The organism is Stenotrophomonas sp. KH_036_B, assembly GCF_057839485.1.
In genome coordinates this window covers 1,554,506-1,578,428 of the sequence record NZ_CM174491.1, presented here as the reverse complement: position 1 = coordinate 1,578,428, position 23,923 = coordinate 1,554,506, and the positions used below count along the sequence as shown (strand labels likewise).

General features: G+C 68.7%; 21 protein-coding genes and 6 tRNA genes. 3 read left to right on the top strand and 24 right to left on the bottom strand.

The window, feature by feature from the left end; genetic code table 11:
* Positions 1 to 92 precede the first annotated feature (92 nt).
* From AC3ITN_RS07240 to AC3ITN_RS07220, 5 genes are all read right to left on the bottom strand, one after another.
* Positions 93 to 1,715 carry an FMN-binding glutamate synthase family protein gene (locus tag AC3ITN_RS07240; protein ID WP_313343801.1) on the bottom strand — a complete coding sequence of 541 codons (1,623 nt, stop codon included), beginning with the start codon at positions 1,713 to 1,715 and terminating at the stop codon, positions 93 to 95.
* A gap of 31 nt (positions 1,716 to 1,746) precedes the next feature.
* Positions 1,747 to 3,030, bottom strand: coding sequence for a nucleotide sugar dehydrogenase (locus AC3ITN_RS07235; RefSeq protein ID WP_489392491.1), 1,284 nt, complete (start codon positions 3,028 to 3,030; stop codon positions 1,747 to 1,749).
* A gap of 288 nt (positions 3,031 to 3,318) precedes the next feature.
* Positions 3,319 to 3,780 (bottom strand): BLUF domain-containing protein, encoded by a 462-nt coding sequence (locus tag AC3ITN_RS07230; RefSeq protein ID WP_489392490.1) that lies wholly within the window; start codon positions 3,778 to 3,780, stop codon positions 3,319 to 3,321.
* A 72-nt stretch (positions 3,781 to 3,852) separates the two neighbouring features.
* A complete protein-coding gene (locus AC3ITN_RS07225) occupies positions 3,853 to 4,839 on the bottom strand; it encodes a TraB/GumN family protein (RefSeq protein WP_489392489.1) in 987 nt (328 codons plus the stop codon).
* Between the two features lie 103 nt (positions 4,840 to 4,942).
* Positions 4,943 to 5,635: a glutathione S-transferase family protein gene (locus AC3ITN_RS07220; protein ID WP_489392488.1), complete on the bottom strand. Its 693-nt coding sequence runs from the start codon at positions 5,633 to 5,635 to the stop codon at positions 4,943 to 4,945.
* Positions 5,636 to 5,754: 119 nt separating this feature from the next.
* On the opposite strand from AC3ITN_RS07220, the gene AC3ITN_RS07215 reads away from it, so the two are divergent.
* Positions 5,755 to 5,841 (top strand) — tRNA-Leu (locus tag AC3ITN_RS07215).
* Between the two features lie 19 nt (positions 5,842 to 5,860).
* Here the strand turns inward: AC3ITN_RS07215 and hemN are convergent.
* Together hemN and AC3ITN_RS07205 are read right to left on the bottom strand one after the other, a co-directional pair.
* Positions 5,861 to 7,270 (bottom strand): oxygen-independent coproporphyrinogen III oxidase, encoded by a 1,410-nt coding sequence (gene hemN / locus AC3ITN_RS07210; RefSeq protein ID WP_489392487.1) that lies wholly within the window; start codon positions 7,268 to 7,270, stop codon positions 5,861 to 5,863.
* A 44-nt stretch (positions 7,271 to 7,314) separates the two neighbouring features.
* Entirely contained in the window at positions 7,315 to 7,752 is a 438-nt protein-coding gene (locus tag AC3ITN_RS07205; protein ID WP_313343783.1) for a group III truncated hemoglobin, read from the bottom strand.
* Between the two features lie 96 nt (positions 7,753 to 7,848).
* Between AC3ITN_RS07205 and AC3ITN_RS07200 the strand changes: the two genes are divergently transcribed.
* A complete protein-coding gene (locus tag AC3ITN_RS07200) occupies positions 7,849 to 8,145 on the top strand; it encodes a hypothetical protein (RefSeq protein ID WP_313343781.1) in 297 nt (98 codons plus the stop codon).
* Positions 8,146 to 8,252: 107 nt separating this feature from the next.
* Entirely contained in the window at positions 8,253 to 9,230 is a 978-nt protein-coding gene (locus AC3ITN_RS07195; protein WP_489392886.1) for a 4Fe-4S dicluster domain-containing protein, read from the top strand.
* Positions 9,231 to 9,244: 14 nt separating this feature from the next.
* On the opposite strand, the gene AC3ITN_RS07190 is transcribed toward AC3ITN_RS07195, so the two are convergent.
* The 17 genes from AC3ITN_RS07190 to AC3ITN_RS07110 form a co-directional block, all read right to left on the bottom strand.
* Positions 9,245 to 9,481, bottom strand: a complete 237-nt coding sequence (locus AC3ITN_RS07190; RefSeq protein WP_313343778.1) for a hypothetical protein — start codon at positions 9,479 to 9,481, stop codon at positions 9,245 to 9,247.
* 273 nt (positions 9,482 to 9,754) lie between these two features.
* The gene (locus AC3ITN_RS07185; RefSeq protein WP_313343776.1) at positions 9,755 to 9,976 is read right to left on the bottom strand and encodes a hypothetical protein; all 222 of its coding nucleotides are present in this window, start codon (positions 9,974 to 9,976) and stop codon (positions 9,755 to 9,757) included.
* Positions 9,977 to 10,107: 131 nt separating this feature from the next.
* Positions 10,108 to 10,181: transfer RNA gene (locus tag AC3ITN_RS07180), tRNA-Cys, on the bottom strand.
* Between the two features lie 47 nt (positions 10,182 to 10,228).
* Positions 10,229 to 10,304, bottom strand: a tRNA-Gly gene (locus AC3ITN_RS07175).
* Between the two features lie 146 nt (positions 10,305 to 10,450).
* Positions 10,451 to 10,526 (bottom strand) — tRNA-Gly (locus tag AC3ITN_RS07170).
* A gap of 85 nt (positions 10,527 to 10,611) precedes the next feature.
* Positions 10,612 to 11,718, bottom strand: a complete 1,107-nt coding sequence (locus AC3ITN_RS07165) for an NAD(P)/FAD-dependent oxidoreductase (RefSeq protein ID WP_489392486.1) — start codon at positions 11,716 to 11,718, stop codon at positions 10,612 to 10,614.
* A gap of 670 nt (positions 11,719 to 12,388) precedes the next feature.
* Positions 12,389 to 12,464: transfer RNA gene (locus AC3ITN_RS07160), tRNA-Gly, on the bottom strand.
* Between the two features lie 46 nt (positions 12,465 to 12,510).
* The gene (pgsA, locus tag AC3ITN_RS07155; RefSeq protein WP_313348714.1) at positions 12,511 to 13,134 is read right to left on the bottom strand and encodes a CDP-diacylglycerol--glycerol-3-phosphate 3-phosphatidyltransferase; all 624 of its coding nucleotides are present in this window, start codon (positions 13,132 to 13,134) and stop codon (positions 12,511 to 12,513) included.
* Positions 13,135 to 13,143: 9 nt separating this feature from the next.
* The gene (gene uvrC / locus AC3ITN_RS07150; RefSeq protein WP_313348716.1) at positions 13,144 to 14,991 is read right to left on the bottom strand and encodes an excinuclease ABC subunit UvrC; all 1,848 of its coding nucleotides are present in this window, start codon (positions 14,989 to 14,991) and stop codon (positions 13,144 to 13,146) included.
* Positions 14,988 to 16,403, bottom strand: a complete 1,416-nt coding sequence (locus tag AC3ITN_RS07145) for a hypothetical protein (protein WP_489392485.1) — start codon at positions 16,401 to 16,403, stop codon at positions 14,988 to 14,990. Before AC3ITN_RS07145 ends, uvrC begins: the two co-directional genes overlap by 4 nt.
* An 82-nt stretch (positions 16,404 to 16,485) precedes the next feature.
* Positions 16,486 to 17,259, bottom strand: a complete 774-nt coding sequence (gene kdsB, locus AC3ITN_RS07140; protein WP_489392484.1) for a 3-deoxy-manno-octulosonate cytidylyltransferase — start codon at positions 17,257 to 17,259, stop codon at positions 16,486 to 16,488.
* 43 nt (positions 17,260 to 17,302) lie between these two features.
* On the bottom strand, positions 17,303 to 18,325 hold the full coding sequence (lpxK, locus tag AC3ITN_RS07135) for a tetraacyldisaccharide 4'-kinase (RefSeq protein ID WP_489392483.1): 1,023 nt from the start codon (positions 18,323 to 18,325) through the stop codon (positions 17,303 to 17,305).
* Entirely contained in the window at positions 18,325 to 20,073 is a 1,749-nt protein-coding gene (gene msbA, locus AC3ITN_RS07130; RefSeq protein ID WP_313348723.1) for a lipid A export permease/ATP-binding protein MsbA, read from the bottom strand. Before msbA ends, lpxK begins: the two co-directional genes overlap by 1 nt.
* Entirely contained in the window at positions 20,070 to 20,492 is a 423-nt protein-coding gene (locus AC3ITN_RS07125; protein WP_489392482.1) for an ExbD/TolR family protein, read from the bottom strand. Before AC3ITN_RS07125 ends, msbA begins: the two co-directional genes overlap by 4 nt.
* A gap of 3 nt (positions 20,493 to 20,495) precedes the next feature.
* Complete coding sequence (locus AC3ITN_RS07120) at positions 20,496 to 21,170, bottom strand: MotA/TolQ/ExbB proton channel family protein (RefSeq protein ID WP_313348728.1); 675 nt, start codon at positions 21,168 to 21,170, stop codon at positions 20,496 to 20,498.
* Between the two features lie 3 nt (positions 21,171 to 21,173).
* The gene (locus AC3ITN_RS07115; protein ID WP_489392481.1) at positions 21,174 to 23,576 is read right to left on the bottom strand and encodes a DNA internalization-related competence protein ComEC/Rec2; all 2,403 of its coding nucleotides are present in this window, start codon (positions 23,574 to 23,576) and stop codon (positions 21,174 to 21,176) included.
* A gap of 173 nt (positions 23,577 to 23,749) precedes the next feature.
* Positions 23,750 to 23,824: transfer RNA gene (locus AC3ITN_RS07110), tRNA-Val, on the bottom strand.
* Positions 23,825 to 23,923: the final 99 nt, after the last annotated feature.

Here is a 23,923-nt window from a genome sequence, read left to right as displayed (position 1 = left end):
CGCGGGTTGCACGCATTGTGGGGAGCCGGCCAGCGGCCGGCACTACGCGGGTTGCTGGCATTGCGTGGAGCCGGCCAGCGGCCGGCACTACCCTAGCGCGATTTGCTGGTTCGCAGGGCCTGGATGCGTGCCGGCGGCTGGAAGGAATCGCTGCGGGCGTCGGCCCAGAAGTCGTGGAAGACCGCGTGGTCGGGTACCTGGCGCAGCAGTTCGCCGGGGGCGAGGTAGCGGTACAGCGAGGCCAGCGAGCGGATCTCCACCGGCGACACGCGGCGCACGATGTGCTCCGGGCCCAGCTCGGCCGGATGCCGCAGGCCCGCTGCGCACAGCAGGTCGCGCAGCGCGCGCAGGGTGTTCTCGTGGTAACTGTGCACGCGCGTGGCCTTGTCGGCCGCGTCCAGGTGACGCCAGCGGTTCGGATTCTGCGTGGCGATGCCGGTCGGGCAGCGGTCGCTGTGGCAGCTCAGCGACTGGATGCAGCCCAGCGCGAACATGAAACCACGCCCGGCGTTGCACCAGTCGGCGCCCAGCGCGATGGTGCGGGCGATCTCGAAGGCGCTGGTGACCTTGCCGGCCGCGCCGACCCGGATACGGTCGCGCAGGTCCAGGCCGACCAGCGTGTTGTGGACCAGCAGCAGGGCTTCATGCATCGGCACGCCGACATGGTCGACGAACTCGGACGGCGCCGCGCCGGTGCCACCTTCGGCGCCATCGACCACGATGAAGTCCGGCAGCAACCCGGTTTCCTGCATCGCCTTGGCGATGCCGAACCATTCCCACGGATGCCCGATGGCCAGCTTGAACCCCACCGGCTTGCCGCCGGAGAGCTCACGCAGGCGTGCCACGAACTGCAGCAGTTCCAGCGGCGTGTTGAACGCCGAATGCTTTGAGGGCGACACGCAGTCCACGCCCATCGGCACGCCGCGCGTGAGCGATATTTCCTCGCTGACCTTCGCCGCCGGCAGCACCCCGCCGTGGCCGGGCTTGGCGCCCTGCGACAGCTTGATCTCGATCATCCTGACCTGGTCGGTGTTGGCATTGGCGACAAAGCGCTCCTCGCTGAAACCGCCGTGCTCGTCGCGGCAACCGAAGTAGCCCGAGCCGATTTCCCAGACCAGGTCGCCGCCCATCTCACGGTGGTACGGAGAGATCGAGCCTTCGCCGGTGTCATGGTAGAAGCCGCCGCGCCGCGCGCCCTCATTCAGTGCGCGGATGGCATTGGCCGACAGCGAGCCGAAGCTCATCGCCGAAATGTTGAACACGCTGGCCGAATAGGGCTTGGCGCAGTTGGGGCCGATCAGCACACGGAAATCGTGGTCGGCCACCTCGGTCGGGGCCAGCGAGTGGTTGATCCACTCATAGTCCACCGCGTAGGTGCTGCGCAGCGTGCCGAACGGCACCACGTCCATTTCATTCTTGGAGCGCTGGTAGATCAGTGCGCGCTGCTGGCGGGAGAACGGCACGTCCTCGAGGTCGCTCTGCACGAAGTACTGACGGATCTCCGGCCCGATCGATTCCAGCCCGTAGCGGAAATGCGCCAGCACCGGGTAGTTTCGGCGCAGCGTGCTGCGCTTCTGCAGCAGGTCCCAGGTGCCGAGGATCGCCAGCGCGGCGGTGGCTCCCACGCCCCAGTACCAGGCGGGCCAGATCCCGGCCAGCCACAGGCAGACCGGGAACAGCAGGATGGCGAGCACGTAGACCAGATAACGATGCATGGCTTTCCTCGATCAACAAACGTGGTCGAGTCTACAACCGGTCGTCGACGACGTCCCGTGGCCAGACCGACTTCACGTCGTAAACAACCCCATCCGGGACCAGCAACGCGCGGATACGCGTGGCATCGAACTGGCGGAAATGCGCATGCGCCACTGCCAGCACCACCGCGTCGTAGCCTTGGGGGTCCGGCTGTTCCACCCAGCGCACGCCACTGCCGTCCAGGGTGGCCGGCCCTACCCACGGGTCCTGCACGTCCACCTGCGCACCCTTGGCCTGCAGCACCTGGGCCAGTTCCAGCGCGCGGCTGTTGCGCAGGTCCGGGCAGTTTTCCTTGAACGTCACGCCAAGCACCAGCACGCGTGCGTCCTTGCCCGCCTTGCCGCGTGCGGCCAACAGGGCCAGCACGCGCTGCGCGACATGTGCACCGACGCGGTTGTTCACCTGGCGTGCGGTGTGGATGAGGTCGGGGTGGTAGCCCATGCTTTCGGACTTGTGCAGCAGGTAGTACGGGTCCACCCCGATGCAATGCCCACCCACCAGGCCCGGGCGGAACGGCAGGAAATTCCATTTGCTGCCTGCTGCGTCCAGCACGTCCTGGGTGTCGATGCCGAGACGGTCGAAGATCAACGCCAGTTCGTTGACCAGCGCGATGTTGACGTCGCGCTGGATGTTCTCGATCACCTTGGCGGCCTCGGCCACGCGGATCGACGGCGCCGGCCAGGTCCCCGCGCTGATGATGCCCGCGTACAGCGCGTCAACCCACGCCGCCACCTGCGGGGTGGATCCCGACGTGATCTTGCGGATGTCGGCCAGCCGACGCTGGCGATCCCCCGGGTTGATGCGCTCCGGGCTGTAGCCGCAGTGGAAATCCTGATTGAAGCGCAGCCCCGAGCCGGCTTCCAGCAACGGCACGCAGACCTCTTCGGTGGTGCCGGGATACACCGTGGATTCGTAGATGACCACGTCGCCGGGCTTGAGCACGCTGGCGATCAACGTACTTGCGCTGCGCAGCGGGCCGAGGTCGGGCTGTTCGTGTGCATCGATCGGCGTGGGCACCGTCACGATGTAGACGGTGCAGTCAACCAGATCGGACGGGGCGGCGCTGTAGCGCGCGTGTACCGCCGCCGCCAGCTCGGCCGGTTCGAGTTCCAGGGTGTGGTCGTGGCCCCGCTGCAGCTCGGCCACGCGCGCCGCGTCGATGTCGTAGCCCAAGGTGGTCTGCCGGGTGCCGAAGGCCACCGTGAGCGGCAGGCCGACATAGCCCAGCCCGATCACCGCGATGCGCGCCTGCGCGGCCCACTGGGTCGCCTCCATCAAGGCGTTCCTCCGCACGCAACGGCGCACGGGAACAGCAGCAGAGTGTGATAGATCATGTGGGGGCACTACCAGGCAACGGATGCGACAAGACTATCGCGGCAAGCGCTGCCCCACAAAGAACAAAACCGCCGCCCGCGGAGAGTACGGACGACGGCCAATAAGTGGTCCAGCTGCGGTTACTTCCCTTTCAGACAACCCCGGGGGCATACCCCGGACCGGTCACAGCTGGTAGACACATGCTAGACGTCGACCTGTGATCTTTGTGTTACGAGGCGCCGGCAGCAGTCAGGAGCCCAGCGTGACCGCCGCCGGCTCCAGTTCACCGGACACCCCGGTCCACACCTCCAGCATGCGCGCGAAGCCCACGCGGCGCTGCCCGTCCACCGGCGCGGCGGCGGTGAAGCCGCTCCACGCGGCGTCCACGATGCTGGTCAACACCTCCGCATCGATCCGCGCGGAGGCCATGGTCCAGCGTGGAAAGTGCCGCGTGGCCACCGCACCGTTGGCGAGCTCGCGCAGCTGCGCATGGCTGCGTGCGTTGAGCACGCGCTGGTAGACCGAGTCCACGCCGTCGTCGGGGCCTTCGAAGTACTGCAGGAAACGGCTGCCATCGAACATCAGCACCGCAGTGACGCCGGCGACGCGGTTGAAGCTGGACGCCGCGGCAAGAATGCGGTCGATGCCCGGTCCATCCAGACCCTCGACAGCGTCACTGACATATGCGATCGCCCGCAACGACATGGACATCCCCCCCGGTGAAGTCCCGGCGACTATGCCATGAAGAACGTGTGGTGGAAATGGCGTTCCCGGCGCCCCGGCTCAGGGCGCCTGAATCGTATAGCCGGCCTGGCGCAGGCGCTCCAGATAGCCGGACGGTGCAACCAGCGCATGCACCGGTACGGTCGCGAACGTCACCGGGTGGCGCGCAAGGGCGTCGCGCGCGGCCGCCAACCATGTGTCGGCCGAGCGCGCCTCCAGGTCGGCCAGGCCCCGGCGGCGGCCCAGCTCGCTGCTGGCAAGGGCACCCACGCAGGCGTCGTACTGGTTCTTCAACGCCAACTGCTGCAGTGCCTCGATATCCCCTACCGCCCAGGCATTGGCACGATCGACCAGCACGGGCAGCTGATGCTCGACCACGTCCAGCGTGCGTTGCAGGCAGTCCACGTCCGGCAGCGTGCTGCCCCGCACCTCCTTCAATGCCGCGCGCGGATCGGCGACCTTGATCACCAGGCGGGTCTCCACCGGTTTCAGGCCGCGCGCCTTGTACGCCTTTTCCAGCAGCTCGCCGACGCCTGAGCGCGGGGCGAGGCCGACCGCCTTCAACGCGGCGCCGTAGAGGCGCGTGGCCGCGACCAGCGGGCGGTCTTTCTCCACGCCCCGGTCCCGGCCCAGGTAGCGCTGCTTCATCGGTGCCCACCGCGCGTAGAGCTCGGGTGGCAGGATCTGGTCCAGCCGGCGCCCCTGCGGGTCGTGTGCGGCCTTCATGGCCGACGGCAGCAGGGTCAGGCCGCGGAAGAAGCCGACATCGGCGTCCAGTGTCCAACCCGGGGAACCGAGCACCGCATCGGCACTGGCGATCACCGCCTTGACCTCGTCGGCGCGCCAGTCGAGCTTTGCGGGCAGCGGCGACACCGTACCCAGGATCCACAGTGTGTGTCCGTCAGCACTGGTGACCCGCCACATCCCCGGGCCGGGCTGCACACCGGACACCACGACTGGCGCCAGGTCGACCACCTCGGGCAACGCCTGCGGCGCCTGTGCCTGCACCGGCAGCGCAAAGGCCAGCCACGCCAGCATCACTCCCATTGTCACTGCCTTCGGCATGGCACTCGTCCCTGTCTGCGTGATGCGCAGCCTACGGCGCGCCGCCACCGCCCGCGTAAAGGTTGCGTTGCGTGCCCTGCCCCGTTCAGCGCGGCGTCGGCTCCGTACGGTACGGCTCTTCGAACGCGCGGAAATCGTGCTCCTGGAGCGCTGCGGCGACCCACGCCTGTACCCCGCGCAGCGCCTGCACCGCCTCCAGGTAGCGCTGCACGCGCGGGCTCACCGGCACGGCATAGGTGTGCAGGCGCATCACCACCGGGGCGAAGAACGCGTCGGCGATGCTGAAACGATCGAACAGCAGGGGACCGTCATGGCGTGCCAGCAACGATTCCCACAACGCCAGCAGGCGCTGCAGGTCGGCCACCACCGCGGGCTCCTCGCGCAGCACCCGTGCGCCCACCTCGGGCAGGCTCGCCTCGATGTTCATCGGAAAGTGCGAACGCAGCGCACCGAATCCGCTGTGCATCGCGGCGGCCGCACTGCGCGCGAGTGCACGTTCGGGCGCGGTGGCCGGCCACAAGCCGAGTTGCGGAAACCGTTCGGCCAGGTACTCGGCGATCGCCAGCGAGTCCCACACGACCAGCCCGTCGTCGACCAGGACCGGCACGGTGCCCGACGGCGACAACGCCTCGGCACTGCGCTTGAACTGCGACCCGGGCTCGAAGCTGTCGAAGCGAAGCACGACCTCGTTGAACGGGATGCCGGCCTGGGTCATGAGCACCCACGGCCGCATCGACCAGGACGAGTAATTCTTGTTGCCGATATGGAGTTTGAGCATGTCGAACGTGGCCCGGGGGAACGTCGCATGATGCTAGCGCCAAATCGCTCGGCGGAGTGGCCCGCGCGCGCGCCGCCGGCCGCCCGCTGGATTCCGCTACACTTCCCTCCGCAGCGCCGGCCCGGATGGCGAAACTGGTAGACGCATCGGACTTAAAATCCGCCGGGGGCAACCCCATGCCGGTTCGATTCCGGCTCCGGGCACCACGCTGCGCAGGCCGCCGCTTCAAATCGCACGCGAGTAGCGCACCGCTTGATCCGGCGCGGCCAGGTAGCGGTCGAAGCACATTGCCAGCAGGCGCAGCAGCGGACGCCCACGCTCGGTGGCGCGGACCACGCCGTTGGCGTAGTCGGCCAGGCCGTCATGCTGGAGTGCCTGCAGGGCGATCAACGCGTCGGCAAAGTAGGTGTCGAATGCCACGCCATGGCGCGCGCCCAGCGCATGCCCGTCAACCTCGCCCTGGCACATCAACTGGCCGATCAGCTCGGCACGCAGCACGTCGTCGGCGTCGAGCGTGAGCCCCCGCCATACCGGCAGGCGCCCGGCATCCACCGCCGCTTCCCAGCCCGGCAGGTCGCGCGGATTCTGGCTGTAGCTGTTGCCGATGCGGCTGATCGCACTGGCGCCCAGTCCGACCAGATCGGTGTCGGCATGGGTGGTATAGCCCATGAAGTTGCGATGCAGCTGGCCGGCACGCTGCGCCCGGGACAGGTTTTCCTCCGGCAGCGCGAAGTGGTCCATGCCGATGTACTGATAACCCGCCAACGACAGCCGCCGTACTGCCAGGCCCAGCAGCGCGAGTTTCTGTTCCGGGCTGGGCAAGGCCGCCTCGGCAATCTGCCGCTGCGCCTTGAACAGGTGCGGCAGGTGCGCATAGCCGTAGATCGCCAAGCGATCGGGGCGTTCGCGCAGCACCGTTTCCAGGGTGCGCGCGAAGCCCTCCAGGGTCTGGTGCGGCAGGCCGTAGATCAGGTCCACGTTGACCGAGCGCAGGCCATGCTCGCGACACGCACGCAGTACCTCCAGCGTGGCCTCCACACCCTGCTCGCGGTTGATCGCGCGCTGCACGACCGGGTCGAAATCCTGGATGCCGAGGCTCGCCCGGTTGAAACCCAACGCGCCCAGCTGGGCGATGTCGTCGCGGGTGACGAAGCGCGGATCCAGCTCGATCGAGAAGTCGCGGCTCGCCGAGGTGCTGAACGAAAAGCGTCGGCGCAGGCCGTCGATCAGCGCGCGCATCGGGGTGCTGGCCAGGAAGTTGGGGGTGCCACCGCCCAGGTGCAGCTGGACCACGTCGCGCGAGGCATCGAACAAGGGTGCGATCAGGTCAGCTTCGCTGAGCACGCGCGCGACATAGGCCACGCCCTTGCCATGGTCGCGGGTGATCACCCGGTTGCAGCCGCAGTAGAAGCACGGGCTGCTGCAGTACGGCACATGCACGTACAACGACAATGGCAGCGCCTCGACATTGCTGGCCGCGATCGCGGCACGCAGTCCGTGTTCGCCGAAGCCGTCGTGGAAATGCGGCGCGGTGGGATAGGAGGTATAGCGCGGGCCAGGCCGGTCGTGGCGGCGCAACAGGTCCGGGTCGAAGTGCCAGGCAAGCCCGGCGGCGGCAGGCGAAAAGGTGTCCATGCGCGCATCGTGCGCGCCTGCGCGGACGCACGCATTGAGCCAGATCAATCCGCCTGCGGGGCGCCTGCGACCCGCAGCTGCGGCCAGCGCAGCATCTGGAAGCGCCGCCAGAATGTATCGGCGATGCGTTCGGCCACATCGTCGGCCAGCCGCTGCAGCCCAGGGTTGCCGCATTCGGCCGTGGTCAGCCGGAACAACGCCAGCCAGCGGTCGAACAGGTCGCGGTCCAGTTCGTCCATGGCCATGTGCTTGGGCATGGGCGTACCGCTGAAACGGCGGGTGCCGCGCAGCATGGCCGACCAGAAATCCACCAGCTGCGCCAGGTGCGCGTCCCAGTCGTGGATGCGCGCGGCGAACACCGGCCCCAGCCGCGGTTCCTCACGCACGCGCGCATAGAAGTCGTGCACCAGGCGGGTCACCTCCTGCTCGCTGCACAGCGCTGCCGCCGGGGTTGGCAGGGCGGTCGGGGACGGGGACGACATGGGGTTCCTTGGCGGCGGACGCGGCGCGGTCATGATGCAACGTCGCCTTGATCAGGATCAATGTGGCGCGCTGTCGCAGCCCCTAGTCTGGCGGCGATGAATGACCTGCACGAACCGCCTGAAACCAGCCGACGACGCCTGCTGATCCAGCAGTGGGGCGCGATCCTGTGGCCAAGCTTCGTCGCTGCCGGCCTGGCCAGCATGGTGTTCTTCGCCTTCGTCGACCCCTTGCGCCTGCGTGACCTCACCTTCCCGCAGCACGCGCTCAGCCGCGAACTGGGCTACACCCTGGGCTTCTTCATGTTCTGGGCGGTCACCGCTGCATCCAGCGCGATCACCTGGTACCTGCTGCGGCCCCTGCGCCGCGACAACGACGAGCTGCCGCTGGGGTGAGCATGCCGCCACGCCCTCCCCTGCACCTGGTCGATGCCACGCCGCCGCCACCGGCGCCGCGTCCGCCGCTGCGCTGGCGCGCCCTGCTGTCAGCCACCCTGCTGGCGATGTTCTACCTGCTGCCCTGGCTGCGGTGGGATGGACGCCAGGCCCTGCTGTTCGACCTGCCGGGGCGCCGCTTCGACCTGTTCGGGTTGACCTTGTGGCCGCAGGACCTGGGCGTATTGCTGGGGCTGATCGCGGTGCTCGCCTGCAGCCTGGCATTGTTCACCAACCTCGCCGGGCGGGCGTGGTGCGGGCTTGCGTGTCCGCAGACCCTGTGGAGCGGGTTGTTCCGCTGGATCGAACTGACCTGCGCACGCCTGTTGCGCCAGCCCGCGCTGGCCACGGCGGCCAAGCACCTGGCCTGGGCGCTGGTGTCGCTGTGGACGGGCATCACGTTTGTCGGCGTCTTCAGCCCGATCCAGCCGTTGGTGGCCGGGTTCTGGCCCGCCGCGTGGAGCGGCTGGGAGCTGTTCTGGGTGCTGTTCTATGCGGCCGCCACGTGGGGCAACGCGGGCTTCCTGCGCGAACAGGTGTGCATCGACCTGTGCCCCTATGCACGCATGGCGCCGCTGCTGTGCGACGCGGACACCCCGCAGGTCTGCTACGACGCACGCCGCGCGGAGCCCCGTGGCCCCCGCCCGCGTGGCCAGGGCGGGGTCATGCAGCGTGGACGCGGACTGCTCGACCCGATCAGCGCCGACGACTATGCATTCCGCGCAGCCCACCCGGCGCTGGCCGGGCCGATGCCGCGCTTCGACGATGATCGGCTGGGCGACTGCGTGGACTGCAATGCCTGCGTGCAGGTGTGTCCGATGCAGCTGGACGTGCGCGCCGGCACGCTGCCGGAGTGCATCGCCTGTGGCGCATGCGTGGATGCGTGCAATGCGCAGATGCGCGCGTGGCATTTCCCAACGGGACTGATCCGTATTGCCAGCCGCCATGCGGCTCAGCAGCATAAGACACGCTGGCTGCGCCCACGCACGCTCGCCGCGCTCGCCACGCTGGGCGTGCTGCTGGGTATCGGCCTGCGTGTTCTTTAGTTCCCCAAGCGGATTCAGCGCGCGCGCGTGCTGCGTGGCGGCACCATCTGCGCGCGCCGTACGATGCCAAGCTGTTCGATGATCAACGCCAGTTCGTTGGTGACCTGGGTCCGGCTCCTGCCCTTGGGAACCAGGCGCTCCAGCACCTGTTGGTACGTGGTCCAGAATTCCGGGCCGCAGCCATGCTTGCTGTAGCTGGCTTCCAGCTCGGTGCGCACGCCGTCAGCCAAGTCATTTGCGCCGTATTGCATACGACCCTCCCTTGGACTTGCCTTGCATCGGAACGAGCAGCTCCCCCTGTCAGGCATGTTGCCTGTCAGCCTCGGCTGGATGGACCCAGCCTCGGCTTCACCCGCGGTTCACCTAAAATTTGCACGGTCTTCGCATCAAGTCAATCGATCGTTCCATGCTTGGCGAAACATCAGGTGAATGGTTCAGCCTGAGAGCACCCGTCGTGCAGGCAGCATGCCCGTTGCCTGATGACACGGTGATGTCATTCAGAGGGGACCCGCCCTGCGGGTGGATCAGCTGGCCATGCGCCAGGCGCCATAGGCACAGATGACGATCCCGGCCACCAGCAGCGCCCACGCCACGCCGTTGAAGCGCTTGAATACCTTGGCGAGCGCCAGCGACAGGCCGATGATCACCGCTCCCACCCCCAGCAGGATCGCGGCGGTCACATTGCTCGGCGAATCCCAGAACGAACCGGGCATGCCGGCAGCGGCGAAGAACAGGGCAAGACCCATCGGACCACCTCATCGAAGACGTCCGTGCACAGTAGGCACGCCATCGTCCCGGACAGGTGAAGGCTCGACGATGCTGTCTCGACAGGGGGCCCAAACAAACAACCCCGCCGAAGCGGGGTTGTCTGAAACGCTGGAGGCCTCGAGCGGAATCGAACCGCTGTGGCGGGATTTGCAGTCCCGTACATGACCACTCTGCCACGAGGCCGGTAACCCTACAGAACAAAACCCCGAGAACGGGGCCTTGTCAGTATCTGGAGCGGGAAACGAGACTCGAACTCGCGACCTCAACCTTGGCAAGGTTGCGCTCTACCAACTGAGCTATTCCCGCAAAATCAGGCGCATATGTTACCCAAACCACCGGTCGCACACCAGCCCTTTCACCCTTTATTTCACATCCGCGCCGACCAGGCCGGTACGGATGCCCGCGTGCCACCGCGGAGAAAAACAAGGCCCCTTGGGGGCCCTGTCGAAATCTGGAGCGGGAAACGAGACTCGAACTCGCGACCTCAACCTTGGCAAGGTTGCGCTCTACCAACTGAGCTATTCCCGCAGACTTGCTGCCCAACGACGTGTCGTCGAAGGAGCGCTATTGTGTCGGGATTCCTTCACGTCGTCAACATCTTTGATGGCAGGCTTCAGCGGTCCATGCGCAGCCCGCGTCGGTGGAAATAAATCTGCTCGGCCGTGCGGCGCAGCAGGCGGGAGTGCACCAACAGGTCCATCGGCCAGTCCAGCTGCAGGTGGTCCATCGCCCAGCGCAGCACGCGTTTGCGGCGGAAGCTCGGGGCCGCGTCTCGCGCCACCCGCTCCGGCGCCGGGCCGATGCCGCGCAGATGCAGGCCCACCGCGTCGCCGACCGCCCAGCCATGCCGCCAACTGGCGTGAATGCCGCCGCCCGACAACGGCGACACCACCCCGGCCGCATCCCCGGTCAGCATGACCCCCTCGCCCGCGATCGGGCCGTGCAGGGCGCCGCAGGGAATCAGCCCGGCCCGGGTGGCATCCGGGCGCAGCGAAGGCAGGCCAATGACGTCACGAACGTGCTGCAGGAAGCGCGGCAGCTCCGGGGGCCGGGCCTGGTCCGGGTCATGCCGCAGCGCCAGCCCCACCTGCACGCCGGTGGGGTTCTGCGCGGCCCAGCCGATGTAGCCGGGCGCGAAGCGGCGGCTGGCGAAACAGTGCAGCGCGCCACCTTGGGGCAACTGCGCGCCGGCGAACTCCTGCTCCATGCCGTACAGAAAATCCTTCACCTGGCCCAGCCCGGTGCGCTGGGCCACGCGTGAACCGGCCCCGTCGGCCCCTACCAGGTAGCGGGTCCGCCCTGCCCCGGCCACCTGCCAGCCCTCCCCCTCGCGATGGGCCTGGGTGAACGACTGCTGGAGGCGCAGGGTGACGCCACTGGCCTGCAGTTCGGCGGCCAGCCAGCGCAGCAGGTTGGGCGTGTCGGTGGTCATGAAGTAGTAGCCCGGCGCCGCCAGCCGCACACCGCGCAGGTTCGGGGCATACAGGCGCACCTGCTCCACGCGTTGCAGCAGCGCGGCGGGTATGCGCCGCAACCAGGTCTGCTCGACCACCTCCTTCACCAGGATGCCTGTGGTGTGCAGGCGCTCGCCCGGGTCGGCCTTGCGCTCCAGTACGCACACGCGCAGGCCGTACTGTGCGGCGGCCAGCGCGCATGCGGCACCGGCAAAGCTGGCACCAACGACGACCAGATCCCAGTCCGGGGAGGAAGAAGCATTCATTGCGACGCTGCCATTGCAAGGGGACGTGCAGCGTCGACCAGACACGCGGGCATGCAATGAAGCGACGGTGAAGCGGATATGAAGCGCGGCCTGCGCCCACGAAAAAAGGGTTGCCGCGCGCTGAAGCAGACGCGGTTGCCGGTGAATCGAGCGCCGGGCCGCCTTACCCTTTCCGGCGACGCCCCCGGCGTCGGCCTTCGGCCGCCCCCTCCTCCTTTACTTCGCCTACAAGGGCAAGGCGACCCGGCGCTCGACCCACCGGCGTTGGCACCGTGACATCCGCTTTTCCCTGCGAACCGCAAGCCGAGCCCCGTCGCGGCCGGTAGGTCCCTGGCAATGCCTAAAAAGGGGACGGAGGAGGTTAACCCTCACCGTCCCCGATTAACGTCCTCCGTCCCGGTTTTTGCACCGTGACTTCCGCTTTTCCATCGCGTACCGCAAGCCGAGCCCCGTCGCGGCCGGCAGGTCCCTGGCAAAGTAAAGGAGGAGGCGGCGGCGCATGCCGACGCCGGGGGACATTTGCATAGGGGCCTGCCGGCCGCGGCGGGGCCCTAAACGCTCGCGATGAACCCGATCGAAGACCGTGCGCCAAGCTTTTAAAATGAGACGCCCCACTACCTCAAGCGAAGAAACGAAAAAAGCGACCCGAAGGTCGCTTTTTTCTTGAATCTGGAGCGGGAAACGAGACTCGAACTCGCGACCTCAACCTTGGCAAGGTTGCGCTCTACCAACTGAGCTATTCCCGCTTGGGAGGCGAGATTCTACAGCCAAACGTGGTGCTGTCAACAGCCCTCAGCCCTTCTTTTTCGCACGCGCGGTTTCGCGCGCGGCACGTTCGTCTTCGCGCAGGCTCGGCCACGCGGCATGCAGGTACTGCAGGCCGGAGAACAACGTCAGCACCGCGGCGATCGCCAAGGTCCAGTCGCCGATGTGGAAGACCGGTTCGCCCATCCAGATGTCGGACACCGGCACGTTCGGCGCAACCGAATACAGCAGGCACAGCAGCGCCACCATCTGCGCGGTGGTCTTGATCTTGCCGATCAGCGCCACGCGCACCTTGGCGCGCTGCCCGATTTCCGCCATCCATTCGCGCAGTGCCGACACCGCGATTTCGCGGCCGACGATCACGGCGGCCCAGAAGGCCATCCACGGCGTGGGATGACCCTGCACGATCAGGAACAGCGCAACGGCCACCATCAGTTTGTCCGCAACCGGGTCCAGGAAGGCGCCGAAGGCCGAAGCGAGGTCGTAGCGGCGGGCGATCCAGCCGTCCAGCCAGTCGGTCAAGGCGGCCAGGCCGAAGATCGCGGCCGAGGCAAAATTGGTCCACGTGTAGGGAAGGTAGAACACCAGCACCAGCACCGGGATCATCACGATCCGCAGCAGCGTCAGCCAGGTGGGGAGGGTCAACTTCATTGCGTCTCTCTACTCGCCCGCCGCAGAGGGCGTGGGCAGTCCATGAAGGTTAGCGTAGATGCGTGCAGCGAGGGCGTCATTGATGCCCTCCACTTTGGCGATTTCCGCCTCACCGGCCGCCTTGAGGCCGACCAGCCCGCCGAAATGCTTGAGCAGGCTGGCGCGCCGGCGCGGTCCGATGCCGGGAATGTCCTCCAGCTTGCTGGTCATGCGCGCCTTCTGGCGGCGACCGCGGTGGCCGGTAATGGCGAAGCGGTGGGCTTCGTCACGCACCTGCTGGATGAACTGCAGGGCCGGCGACGCGGCGCCCGGGCGCAGTTCGCGACCGTCGGGCAGCACCAGGGCTTCGTGCCCGGCCCGGCGCTCGACGCCTTTGGCCACGCCGACCAGCATCACCCCTTCCACGCCCAGGTCGGCCAGCGCGGCCTGCGCCTGGGCCAGCTGGCCGGCGCCACCGTCGATCAGCAGCAGATCCGGCAGCACGCCCTCCTCTTCCACGGCGCGGCGGAAACGGCGGTCGATGGCCTGGTGCATGGCGGCGTAGTCATCGCCCGGCTCGATGCCGCTGATGTTGAAGCGACGGTACTGGCTGCGCACCGGGCCACTGGCGTCGAACACCACGCAGGAGGCCACGGTGGCCTCGCCCATGGTGTGGCTGATGTCGAAACATTCGACCCGCTTCACCTGCTCGGCCAGGCCCAGCATCTGCCGCAGGTCTTCGCTGCGCGCGTGCTGCGCGCTGCGGCTGGTGAGTTCGCTGACCAGGGTGATCTGCGCGTTGCGGCTGGCCAGTTCCACGTAGCCGGCACGCTCGCCACGCACGTTCCACTTCAGCTGCACCTTGTGCTCGGCCGACGCACCGAGCGCCGATTCGATCATGCTGGCGTCGGGAATCTCGCGGTCGAGCAGGATCTCGCGCGGCGGCGCGTGCTCGGCGTAGTACTGCGACACGAACGCGGCCAGCACCTCTTCCGCGCTCTCCTCACCATTGGTGCGCGGGAAGAACGGGCGCGTGCCCATGTTGCGTCCATCACGGAACGCCAGCAGCATCACGCAGGCGCTGGCGCCCTGGGTGGCACAGGCCAGCACGTCCAGGTCGGCCGCGCGGCCGTCCACGTACTGGCGGGTCTGCATGCTGCGCAGCGCGGTGACCAGGTCGCGCAGGCGCGCGGCCTGTTCGAACTCCAGCGCCTCGCTGGCCGCCTGCATCTGCGTGCCCAGCTCGCGCGCCAGCTGGTCGCTCTTGCCTTCCAGGAACATCGAGGCGCGCCGCACGGATTCGGCATAATCCTCGGCCGGCACCAGCGCCACGCACGGCGCGCTGCAGCGGCCGATCTGGTACTGCAGGCAGGGCCGCGACCGGTTGCGGAACACGCTGTCCTCGCAGCTGCGCAGCTTGAACAGCTTGTGCATCAGGTTGAGCGTCTCGCGTACCGCCGTGACGCCCGGATACGGCCCGAAGTAGCGCCCGGGCACCGCACGCGGGCCACGGTGCAGCGCGATGCGTGGCCAGTCTTCGCGGGTCAGCAGTACGTGCGGATAGGTCTTGTCGTCACGCAGGGAGACGTTGTAGCGCGGCGACAACGACTTGATCAGCTGGTTTTCCAGCAGCAGCGCTTCGGCCTCGGACCGGGTGACGGTCACGTCCATGCGCGCGATCTGCGAGAGCATGGACATGATCCGCGCCGTCTTCGGCGTCCCGTTGAAATAACTGCCGACGCGGTTGCGCAGCGCGCGCGCCTTGCCAACGTACAGCAGCGTGTCGTCGGCGGCGTACATGCGGTACACGCCGGGCGCGGTACTCAGGTGGGCCGCGAATGCCTTTCCATCAAAGGCCGGAGCGGTGGACTGGGTCATTCGCTGATCGGCACGTCGCTCAATACGCCGCTGACCGGGTCGAACCGCAGCACGGCATGGGCATTGGTCTCGGCGATCCATACCGCCCCACCGCCCATCGCCAGCCCGGCCGGGCCATGCAGGCGACGCGGCAGCTCCACGGTGCTGAGTTCACCGCCGCCCAGGCGCAACGTACGCAGGCGGCCGTTGCCCGCATCGGCGATCCACAGCAGCGGCGCGTCGGGGCTCAGTGCGATCGCCTGCGGGTACTGCAGCCGGGCGGTGGCGCGCGGACCATCCTCGTCGCCGAACGACCAGAGGCCCTGCCCGACCAGCGTCTGCACCAGGTCGCCGCGCAGCTGCATGGAGCGGATCGACGAGCCCAGCGCGTCACACACGTACAGCACCTGCTGCACGGCCGCGAGCGCCGCCGGCTGCGCGAACGCCGCCATGTGGCCGCTGCCGTCGCGCAGGTCGATGGCACCGGAACCGGCCCGCCAGGACAGCGTGCGCTGGCCCAGGTGATAGCTCCAGATGCGGTTGTCGCCGGCCATCGCGATATGGATCTGGTTGTCGGCCACCGCCAGCCCCTGCGGGTGGTTGAGCGCGACCTGGCGCGGGTCGGTCACCGCGCCTTCGCGGGGCTCGCCCGGGCGGCCATTGCCACACAGCGTGTCGACCTGTCCGTTCAACAGATGGATGCGGCGCAGGGCGTGGTTGCCGGTGTCGGCCACGTACAGCCATTCGCGCTCCAGGGCCAAGCCTTGGGGACGGTTGAAGGCAGCTTCGCCAGGTCCGCCGTCCATCATGTCGGCCGTGCCCAGCCCGAACTGGCGCAGCACGCGCCCGCCATGGCTGCATTCCAGCACGCGATGATGGCCGCTGTCGGCGATGTACAGACGCTCGGTGGTCACGACCAGGCCGGTCGGGAACAGCAGCGGCAGGCGTGGCTCAGGATGCAGCTCGCGCGCCCGCGAGGCATCGCCATCGTGCACCGGCGCGGCGCCTTGGCATAGGGCATTCAACGAGCGCTCGAGCTCGTCGCCGAACCCGACCAGGCGGTCGACCTCGCGCCCCTGCGCGTCCAGCAGCACCAGCGTCGGCCAGGCGGTCACGTTGAAGCGGCGCCAGCCATCCCAGTCCGCGTCCAGCAGGGCCGGCGCGGTCAGGCCCTGGCGGCGCAGCAGCTTCAGGGCCTGCTCCGGGTCGCGCTCGCAGTCGAAGCGCGGCACCTGCAGGATGAGCAGCTGCAGCTTGCCCGGGTTGCGCGATTGCCACTGCGCCAGCTCGGCCAGCCGGTGCGCGCACCAGACAGAGGCCGCGTTGACGAAGGCAAGCACGACCGGACGGCCGCGCAGTTCGGTCAGGGTGGTCGGGGTGGCATTGAGCCACGTGGCGAATTCCGGCAGGTCCTGGACGGGCTGTACGTTCATACCGTGATTATGCCGGAGTCGGCGTCATGCAACCGTCGCGCCAACGTCAATTTGGCGACGGAGTGCACGCCCAAGGACCCCGTCAAGCCTGCGCCGCCAGCCACGCCTCGGCGCGCTCCAGATCCTCGGGGGTGTCGATGCCGGGCGGGAACTCGGCCGGGGTCAGCGCCACGCTGATGCGGTGGCCGGCCTCCAGCGCGCGCAGCTGCTCCAGCGATTCCAACTGCTCCAGGCGGCCGGCCGGCAGGGCTGCGAAGCGGCGCAGGAAGCCGGCGCGGTAGGCATAGATGCCGATGTGGCGCAGCCAGTGCGGGCCGGACAGGGTGTCGCGCGAGCGCGCGAACGCATCGCGGTGCCAGGGGATCGGCGCGCGGCTGAAGTACAGCGCGTCCAGGTTCTCCCTCCGCACCACCTTGACCACGTTGGGGTCGAACAGCGAGGCGGCGTCCTCCACCGGCGTGGCCAGCGTGGCCATCTCCGCCCCGCTGTAGACCAGTGCTTCGGCCACCGTGCGGATGCCCTCGGCCGGGGCGAAGGGTTCGTCTCCCTGCAGGTTCACCACCAGGGTGTCGTCGCTCCAGCCGGCCTGGGCAGCGCACTCGGCCAGCCGGTCCGTGCCGGAGACGTGGCTGGACGCGGTCATCGCCACCCGTACCGTGGGCAGGCCGTGCAGGGCCTCGGCGATGCGCACGTCATCGGTGGCCACCCACACCTCGCGCGCACCGGCCTGCAGCGCGCGCTCGGCGACGCGCAGCACCAGCGGCGTGCCGCCGAGCAGGCGCAGCGGTTTGCCGGGCAGGCGCGAGGCGGCGTAGCGGGCCGGGATGGCGACGACGAAATCGACGGACTGGCTCATGCGGGCTCTCTCTACAGTGACGCAATGCAAGGGAATGCAGCGATCAACGCTTGCCGAGCTTGTCGACCCGGTCCAGCAGGTTGATCCAGAAGGCGGCGGGAAGGTCAGCGGCCAACGGCACGGCGAAGTGCCATTCGTTGGCGAATACCTTGCACTTCACCGCGTCTTTTTCGGTCATCAGCACCGGCAGTTCGCTGCCGAAGCGCAGGTCGGACGCCTGGTAGGCATGGTGGTCGGCGAAGGCATGCGGCACCACGCCGATGCCATGCGCGCGCAGCATGTCGAAGAAACGCTGCGGATGCGCGATGCCGGCCACGGCGTGCACGCGCTGGCCACGGAAATGCGTCAGTGCGCGGGCACGCCCACCGGTGAGCGGCTGCGCACTGTCGATGTGCAGCTGCATGGGCCATTCGCCGAAACCGCACGCGCCCAGCGCCGAGGGCTCGGCACTGGCTTGACCCAGGTTGACGACCCGGAAGTCGCACTCCTGCGCACGGCTGGCCGGTTCGCGCAGCGGGCCGGCGGGAATCAACCGCCCGTTGCCATAGCGTCGCTGCGCGTCGACCACTTCAATCTCGATATCGCGCGCCAGCCGGTAGTGCTGCAGGCCGTCGTCGCAGACGATGATGTCGCAGCCCGCCTCGACCAGCGCCCGGCACGCGGCCACGCGGTCGGCATCCACGCGCACCGGCACGCCGGTCTTCCAGGCGATCAGCACCGGCTCGTCGCCGCCCAGCGTGGTGGCGGTGGTCGCCTCCACCCAGCGTGGCACCTTGGGCTGCTCGCGCCCGTAGCCGCGGCTGGCCACGCCGGGCTTCCAGCCGGCCTCGCGCAGGCGGTTGACCAGGGCGATCGTCAACGGGGTCTTGCCGGTGCCGCCGGCGGTGACATTGCCGACCACAACCACCGGCACCGGCAGCGCATGCCGCTTCAGCCACCGCCGCCGGTACAGCGCGCGGCGCAGGGCGACCACCGCGCCATACAGCGGCGCGACCAGGCGCGCCGCGAATGGCACCGCGCTGCCGTCGTACCAGTACGACGGCGTCTGGGACCCCTTGGACGCCATCAAGCCAGCCTTTCGCGGAACTGCATCTTGTGCAGGTGCTCGTACAGCCCGCCCAGCGCCAGCAGCTCCTGATGGGTGCCCCGCTCGACGATGCGGCCATGGTCCATGACCAGCACCTGGTCGGCGTGCTCGATGGTCGACAGGCGGTGCGCGATCACCAGCGTGGTGCGTTCGGGCATCAGGCGCTGCAGTGCATCCTGGACCAGGCGCTCGGATTCGTTGTCCAGCGCGGCGGTGGCTTCGTCAAGGATCAGCACCGGCGCATCCCGCAGAATCGCGCGGGCAATCGCCAGGCGCTGGCGCTGGCCACCGGACAGCAGCGCGCCGTTCTCGCCCACCGGGGTCTGCAGCTGCTGCGGCATGCGGGCGATGAACTCCCAGGCATTGGCCGCCTCGGCCGCCGCGCGGATCTGCGCGTCGCTTGCATCCATGCCATAGGCGATGTTGGCGGCCACGGTATCGTCGAACAACATGACCTTCTGTCCGACCATGGCCACCTGGCGACGCAGGTCGGCCAGCGGATACTCGTCCAGCGGCACGCCATCCAGGCGGATGCAACCGCCATTGGGCTCGTAGAAGCGCGGCACGAGCCGGATCAGGCTGGTCTTGCCGCTGCCGGAACGGCCGACGATGGCGGTGACCGTGCCCGGCTTGGCGACGAAGCTGATGTCATCCAGTGCGATGCCGGTGTCTTCGCGGTAGCGCAGCATGACGTGTTCGAACGACAGCTCGCCACGCACACGCTGTACCCGGGTGGCACCTTCGTCGCGCTCGACCGGCAGGTCGAGGATGCCGAACAGGCGTTCGGCGGCGGCCACGCCGCGCGAGATCGAGGTCTGCACGCTGGTCAGTCGGCGCAGCGACGGAATGATGGCCATCATCGAGGTCATCAGGCCCATGAACTGGCCGGCGTTGAGCTTGCCGGCCAGCGCCTCGCGGGTGGAGACCCAGACGATCACGGCCAGCGCCAGCGCGGCCAGGAACTGCACGGTGCTGGACGCCAGTGCACGCGTGGTTTCGACCTTCATGTTCAGGCCGAGCATGCGGTTGGCCAGGCGTGCATAGCGCGAGATCTCATGCGCCTGGGTGCCATGCACCTTCACTTCCTGCTGCGCGGCCAGCGACTGCTCGGCGGTCTGCGCCATGCTGCCCATGCCGTCCTGGATGCCGCGGCTGATGCGCCGGTAGCGCTTGCCCACGAACGAGACGATCACACCGATCAGCGGCACCACCACCAGCATCGCCACCGTGACCTTCACGCTCATCTGCAGCATCACCACCAGCATGGCGATGATGGTGAGGGTGTCGGCGACCAGGGTCTTGAGCGCATCCGCGCTGGCCTGGGTGACCTGCTCGGTGTCGTAGTTGAGGCGGCTGACCATCACCGGCGTGGCTTCGCTGTCGAAATGCGAAGACGGCAGGTGCAGGTACTTGGCCAGGACCTGCTCGCGCAGGTCGCGCACCACGCTGCGCCCGGTACGGGCCAAGGTGTAGTCGCTGACCAGCGTGGCCAGGCTGCGCATCATGAACAGGCCGAGGATGGTCAACGGCAGGATCACCGCCATCCGCGGCTCGGGGTTGACGAAGCCGCGGTTGACCAGCGGCTCCATCAGCTTGGTGAAGTGGTAGCCGGCCAATGCCTCGATCACCATGGCGATCACCGCCGCCACCATGAATACCCAGTAGGCGCGGGTGTAGCCCAGCAGGCGTTTGTAGATCGGCCAGATCGGCGCGTGTTTCTTGCTCATGGACGCACCTCCGGCGCGGTAGCGATGGCGATGCGGCGGAAGCCGAGCTGGCCCAGGGCATCCTGGGCGGTGACGACGGCCTGGTAGGGGGTGCGCGCATCGGCGCGCAGCAGCACGGTCTGCTCACGATCGCTGCCGGCGACGGCGGCAATGGTCTGCTTGACCGACTCGACGTCGGTGCGCAGCACTTCCTGGTCATTGATGAAGTAACGGCCCTCGGCATTGACCAGCACGCTGAGCGAGCGCGGCGGCTCGGTGCTGTTCTGCTCGCTGGCGGTCGGCAGCTGCAGCTGCAGCGTCGAGCGCGCGTCGAAGGTGGTGGTGACCACGAAGAAGATGATCAGCACGAGGATGACGTCGATCAGGGGCACCAGATCGATATGCACCTCGTCCTGGACCCGGTCGTTGCGGATGCGCATCCGTCAGCCCTTGACCGTCACGGGTGCGGCGCCGGCCGGCGTGGTGCCGGTGCGTGCCGCGCCGTTCATGACGCCGGGGCGCCCATCCAGCGCATCGAGCAGTGCCGAGGCTTCCATTTCCATCTCGATCACGTAGCCGCCGATGCGGCCCTTGAAGTAGCGATGGAACATCAACGCCGGAATGGCCACGATCATGCCGGTGGCAGTGCAGACCAGCGCCTTGCCGATGCCGCCGGCCAGCTGGTTCACGTCGCCCACGCCATGGTCGAGGATGCCCAGGAACATCTGGATCATGCCGACCACGGTGCCGAGCAGGCCCAACAGCGGTCCGGCCGAAGCGATGGTGCCCAATGCGTTCAGGTAACGCTCCATGCGGTGCACCAGGTGCCGGCCGGCATCCTCGATGCGTTCGCGGATCTGGTCGCGCGGACGGTTGCGCGCCTCCAGCGCGACGGCCAGCAGCGCGCCCAGCGGCGAATTCGCGCGCAGCGACTGGATGTGATTCGGATCGAGCTTGCCCCGCGCGGCCCAGTTGCGCACTTCCTGGCCCAGCCCCGGGGGCAGGACCTCAGTGCGCCGCAAGGTCCAGAAACGCTCCAGGACGATTGCCAAAGCCAGTACACCCAACAGCAGCAGCGGCACCATCGGCCAGCCACCGGCCTTGACCAGTTCCCACACGTTTCAACCCTCCGGCCCATTGGCCGCCTGTTTGACCGCCGATAGGATAGCAGCCGACCGCGCCCGCTCCGCGGCATCCCACCAACGCCGTTCGAAAAGACGCTGTTCACGCACCTGCAGCCCGTCCCGGCCCAGCCAGACGCGCAGCGCACCGCTGTCGGCGGTGTTCAGGACCTCGGCGTCCACTGCCCGCCAGCGCGCCACCACGTCGCGGCGCGGGTGGCCGAAGCGGTTGCCATGCCCCGCCGAGACGACCGCCAGCCGTGGCGATACCGCACGCACCCAGTCGTCGCTCGACGACCCCGCGCTGCCGTGGTGCGGCACGACCACCACCTCGGCACGCAGCGCCGGCGTGTCCGCCCGCAGCAGCGTGGCCTCGACCGTGACCCCGATGTCCCCGGCCAGCAGCAGCGCGCCATGCGGCGTGCCGATGCGCAGCACGCAGCTGCTTTCGTTGCCGACGTAACGCGCGGAGGGTGGCGGATGCAGGTAGCGGAAGTCGACCGCGTCCCAGCGCCAGGCCTGGCCCGCCGCGCACGGCGTGCCGATCCCAGGCACCGCGCCGGGCGGTGCCTGCAGCGGTGGTTCGGCAAATGCCCGGCGCACCGCCGCGACCCCGCCGGCATGGTCGCGGTCGGTGTGGCTCAGCACCAGGCGGTCCAGGCGCTGATCGCCCAGCGCACGCAGGGTGGGCACCACGATCCGCTCGCCCGCATCGAAACCGCCCTCCGCCGCCGGCCCCGCGTCGTACAGCAGCCGGTGGTCACGGGTGCGCACCCACACCGCCAGGCCCTGGCCCACGTCCATCACCAGCAGCTCCACCTCGCCCTCGCCGGGACGCTGCCGGGCCGGCCACAACAGCGGCAGGCACAGCAGCAGCGCCGGCAGGCGCGCCCCGGCCGCGCGCGGCAGCAGCAGCCAGAACACGCCGAGCAAGGCGGCGAGCAACGCCCCGCGGCCCGCCTGCGGCAGCCACCACAGCGCCAGCGCACTGCGCGCCACCCAGCCGAACAGCCACCAGCTGGCCTCGAAGCACCAGGCCGCCAGCTGCCACGGCCATCGCCCCGCGCCGGCCAGCAGTGCCTCCAGTGCGGTACCGAGCAGCGCCAGCGGGACCACCACCAGGCTCCACCAGGGAATGGCCAGCAGGTTGACCAGCGGACCGGCGCGCGAGGCCTGGCCGAACAGCGCCACGCTCAACGGCAACAGCGCCAGCGTCGCCACGCCCTGCGCGCCGAGGAAGCTGCGCAACCAATGCACGTCGCGCCCGGGCAGGCACCACACCAGCCACAGCACGCCGCCGAAGCTCAGCCAGAACCCGGGGGCCAGCACCGACAGCGGGTCGAACAGCAGCAGCGCGAGCGCGGCCAGGGCCAGCGACTGGCCGACGGTACAGGGTCGGCGTCCGCAGCGCGCCAGCGCCACCACGGCAATCATCAGCACCGTGCGCACGGTCGGCAGGGCGAACCCGGCCACCGCGGCGTAGACGGCGGCCCCTCCCACCGCCGCCAGCGCCGCCGCGAGCGGCCTGGGCCACACCCGCCCCAGTCCCGGCAGCAGACGCCAGCACAGCGCCGCCAACGCAGCCGCGAATCCCGCCACCAGGCCCACGTGGAAGCCGGAGATCGCCACCAGGTGGGTCAGCCCCAGGGCGCGCAGGTCGTCCCAGTCCTGGTCCGCCAGCCCGCGGGTGTCGCCCAGCGCCAGCGCCTGCACGAAGCGCCTGCCCTGCCCCTGCACCCGGGTCTCGATGGCCGCCGCCATCCGCTCGCGCCAGGCCGGCAGCCCGACCGGCTCCCCCAGCGCCCTGGCAGGGGCGCGCACATGGCCGCTGCCGGCCACGCGCTGCAGCAGCGCATGGCGTTCGGCATCGAAGCCGCCAGGATTGCGCAGTCCGCGCGGCGCGCGCAGCCGGGCCTGCAGCGACCAGCGCTGCCCGGCCCGCACCGCGTGGCGCGGACCCGGCACCGTTGCAGCGGCCGGGTCGTGCCAGCTCAGCTCCAGTTCGCGTCCGCGCACCGGCGCCGGCATGCGCGCGTCATCGTCCACGCGGAAGCGGAAGCGCGTGCTGCGCGGTCCGTGCCGGGGCAGGTCCAGCACGCGGCCCTGCAGCGTGTATTCCACCGATGCGGCCTGTGCAGGCAGTTGCGCGGCTAATACGGCGTGTCCGTTCAACGCCGCCCAGCCGAGGCCGACCAGCAGCGCACCGCACCACCGCGCACTCGGCCACAGGCACCATGCGATGGCGCCCGGCACCAACACGCACCATGCCGCCAGCGTTGGCAGCAGCACCGGCGCGAACACCACCGCGCAGACGCCCAGCAGCAGCGCAGCCGCGCACGCCTTGCCGAACATCGGCAGGACATGTGCAGGCAATGGGGAGGAAGAGGGGAACGACAGCGACATGCGGGCCGGTTGATCAGCACAGCCTGCATGCTTGGTGAGTGGCGCGTCCCCCACCATCGGTCAGGTGCGCATCGGCGCGTGGGGAACTGCCGCGCCACCGAAACGCACATAGCAAAAAAGCCGACCTGAGGGCCGGCTTTTCTGTTTGTCCACCGCAGTCGCTGGGACTGGAGTGGTGGGCGGTACAGGGTTCGAACCTGTGACCCCTACCATGTCAAGGTAGTGCTCTACCGCTGAGCTAACCGCCCGTTTTCTCGCTGCCCCGTTGCAATTGCGTCGGTGCAGGCCGCGTATATTACGGACACCCCGCGTGAAGAGCAACACTTTTGTGAAGGTATTTCACAACG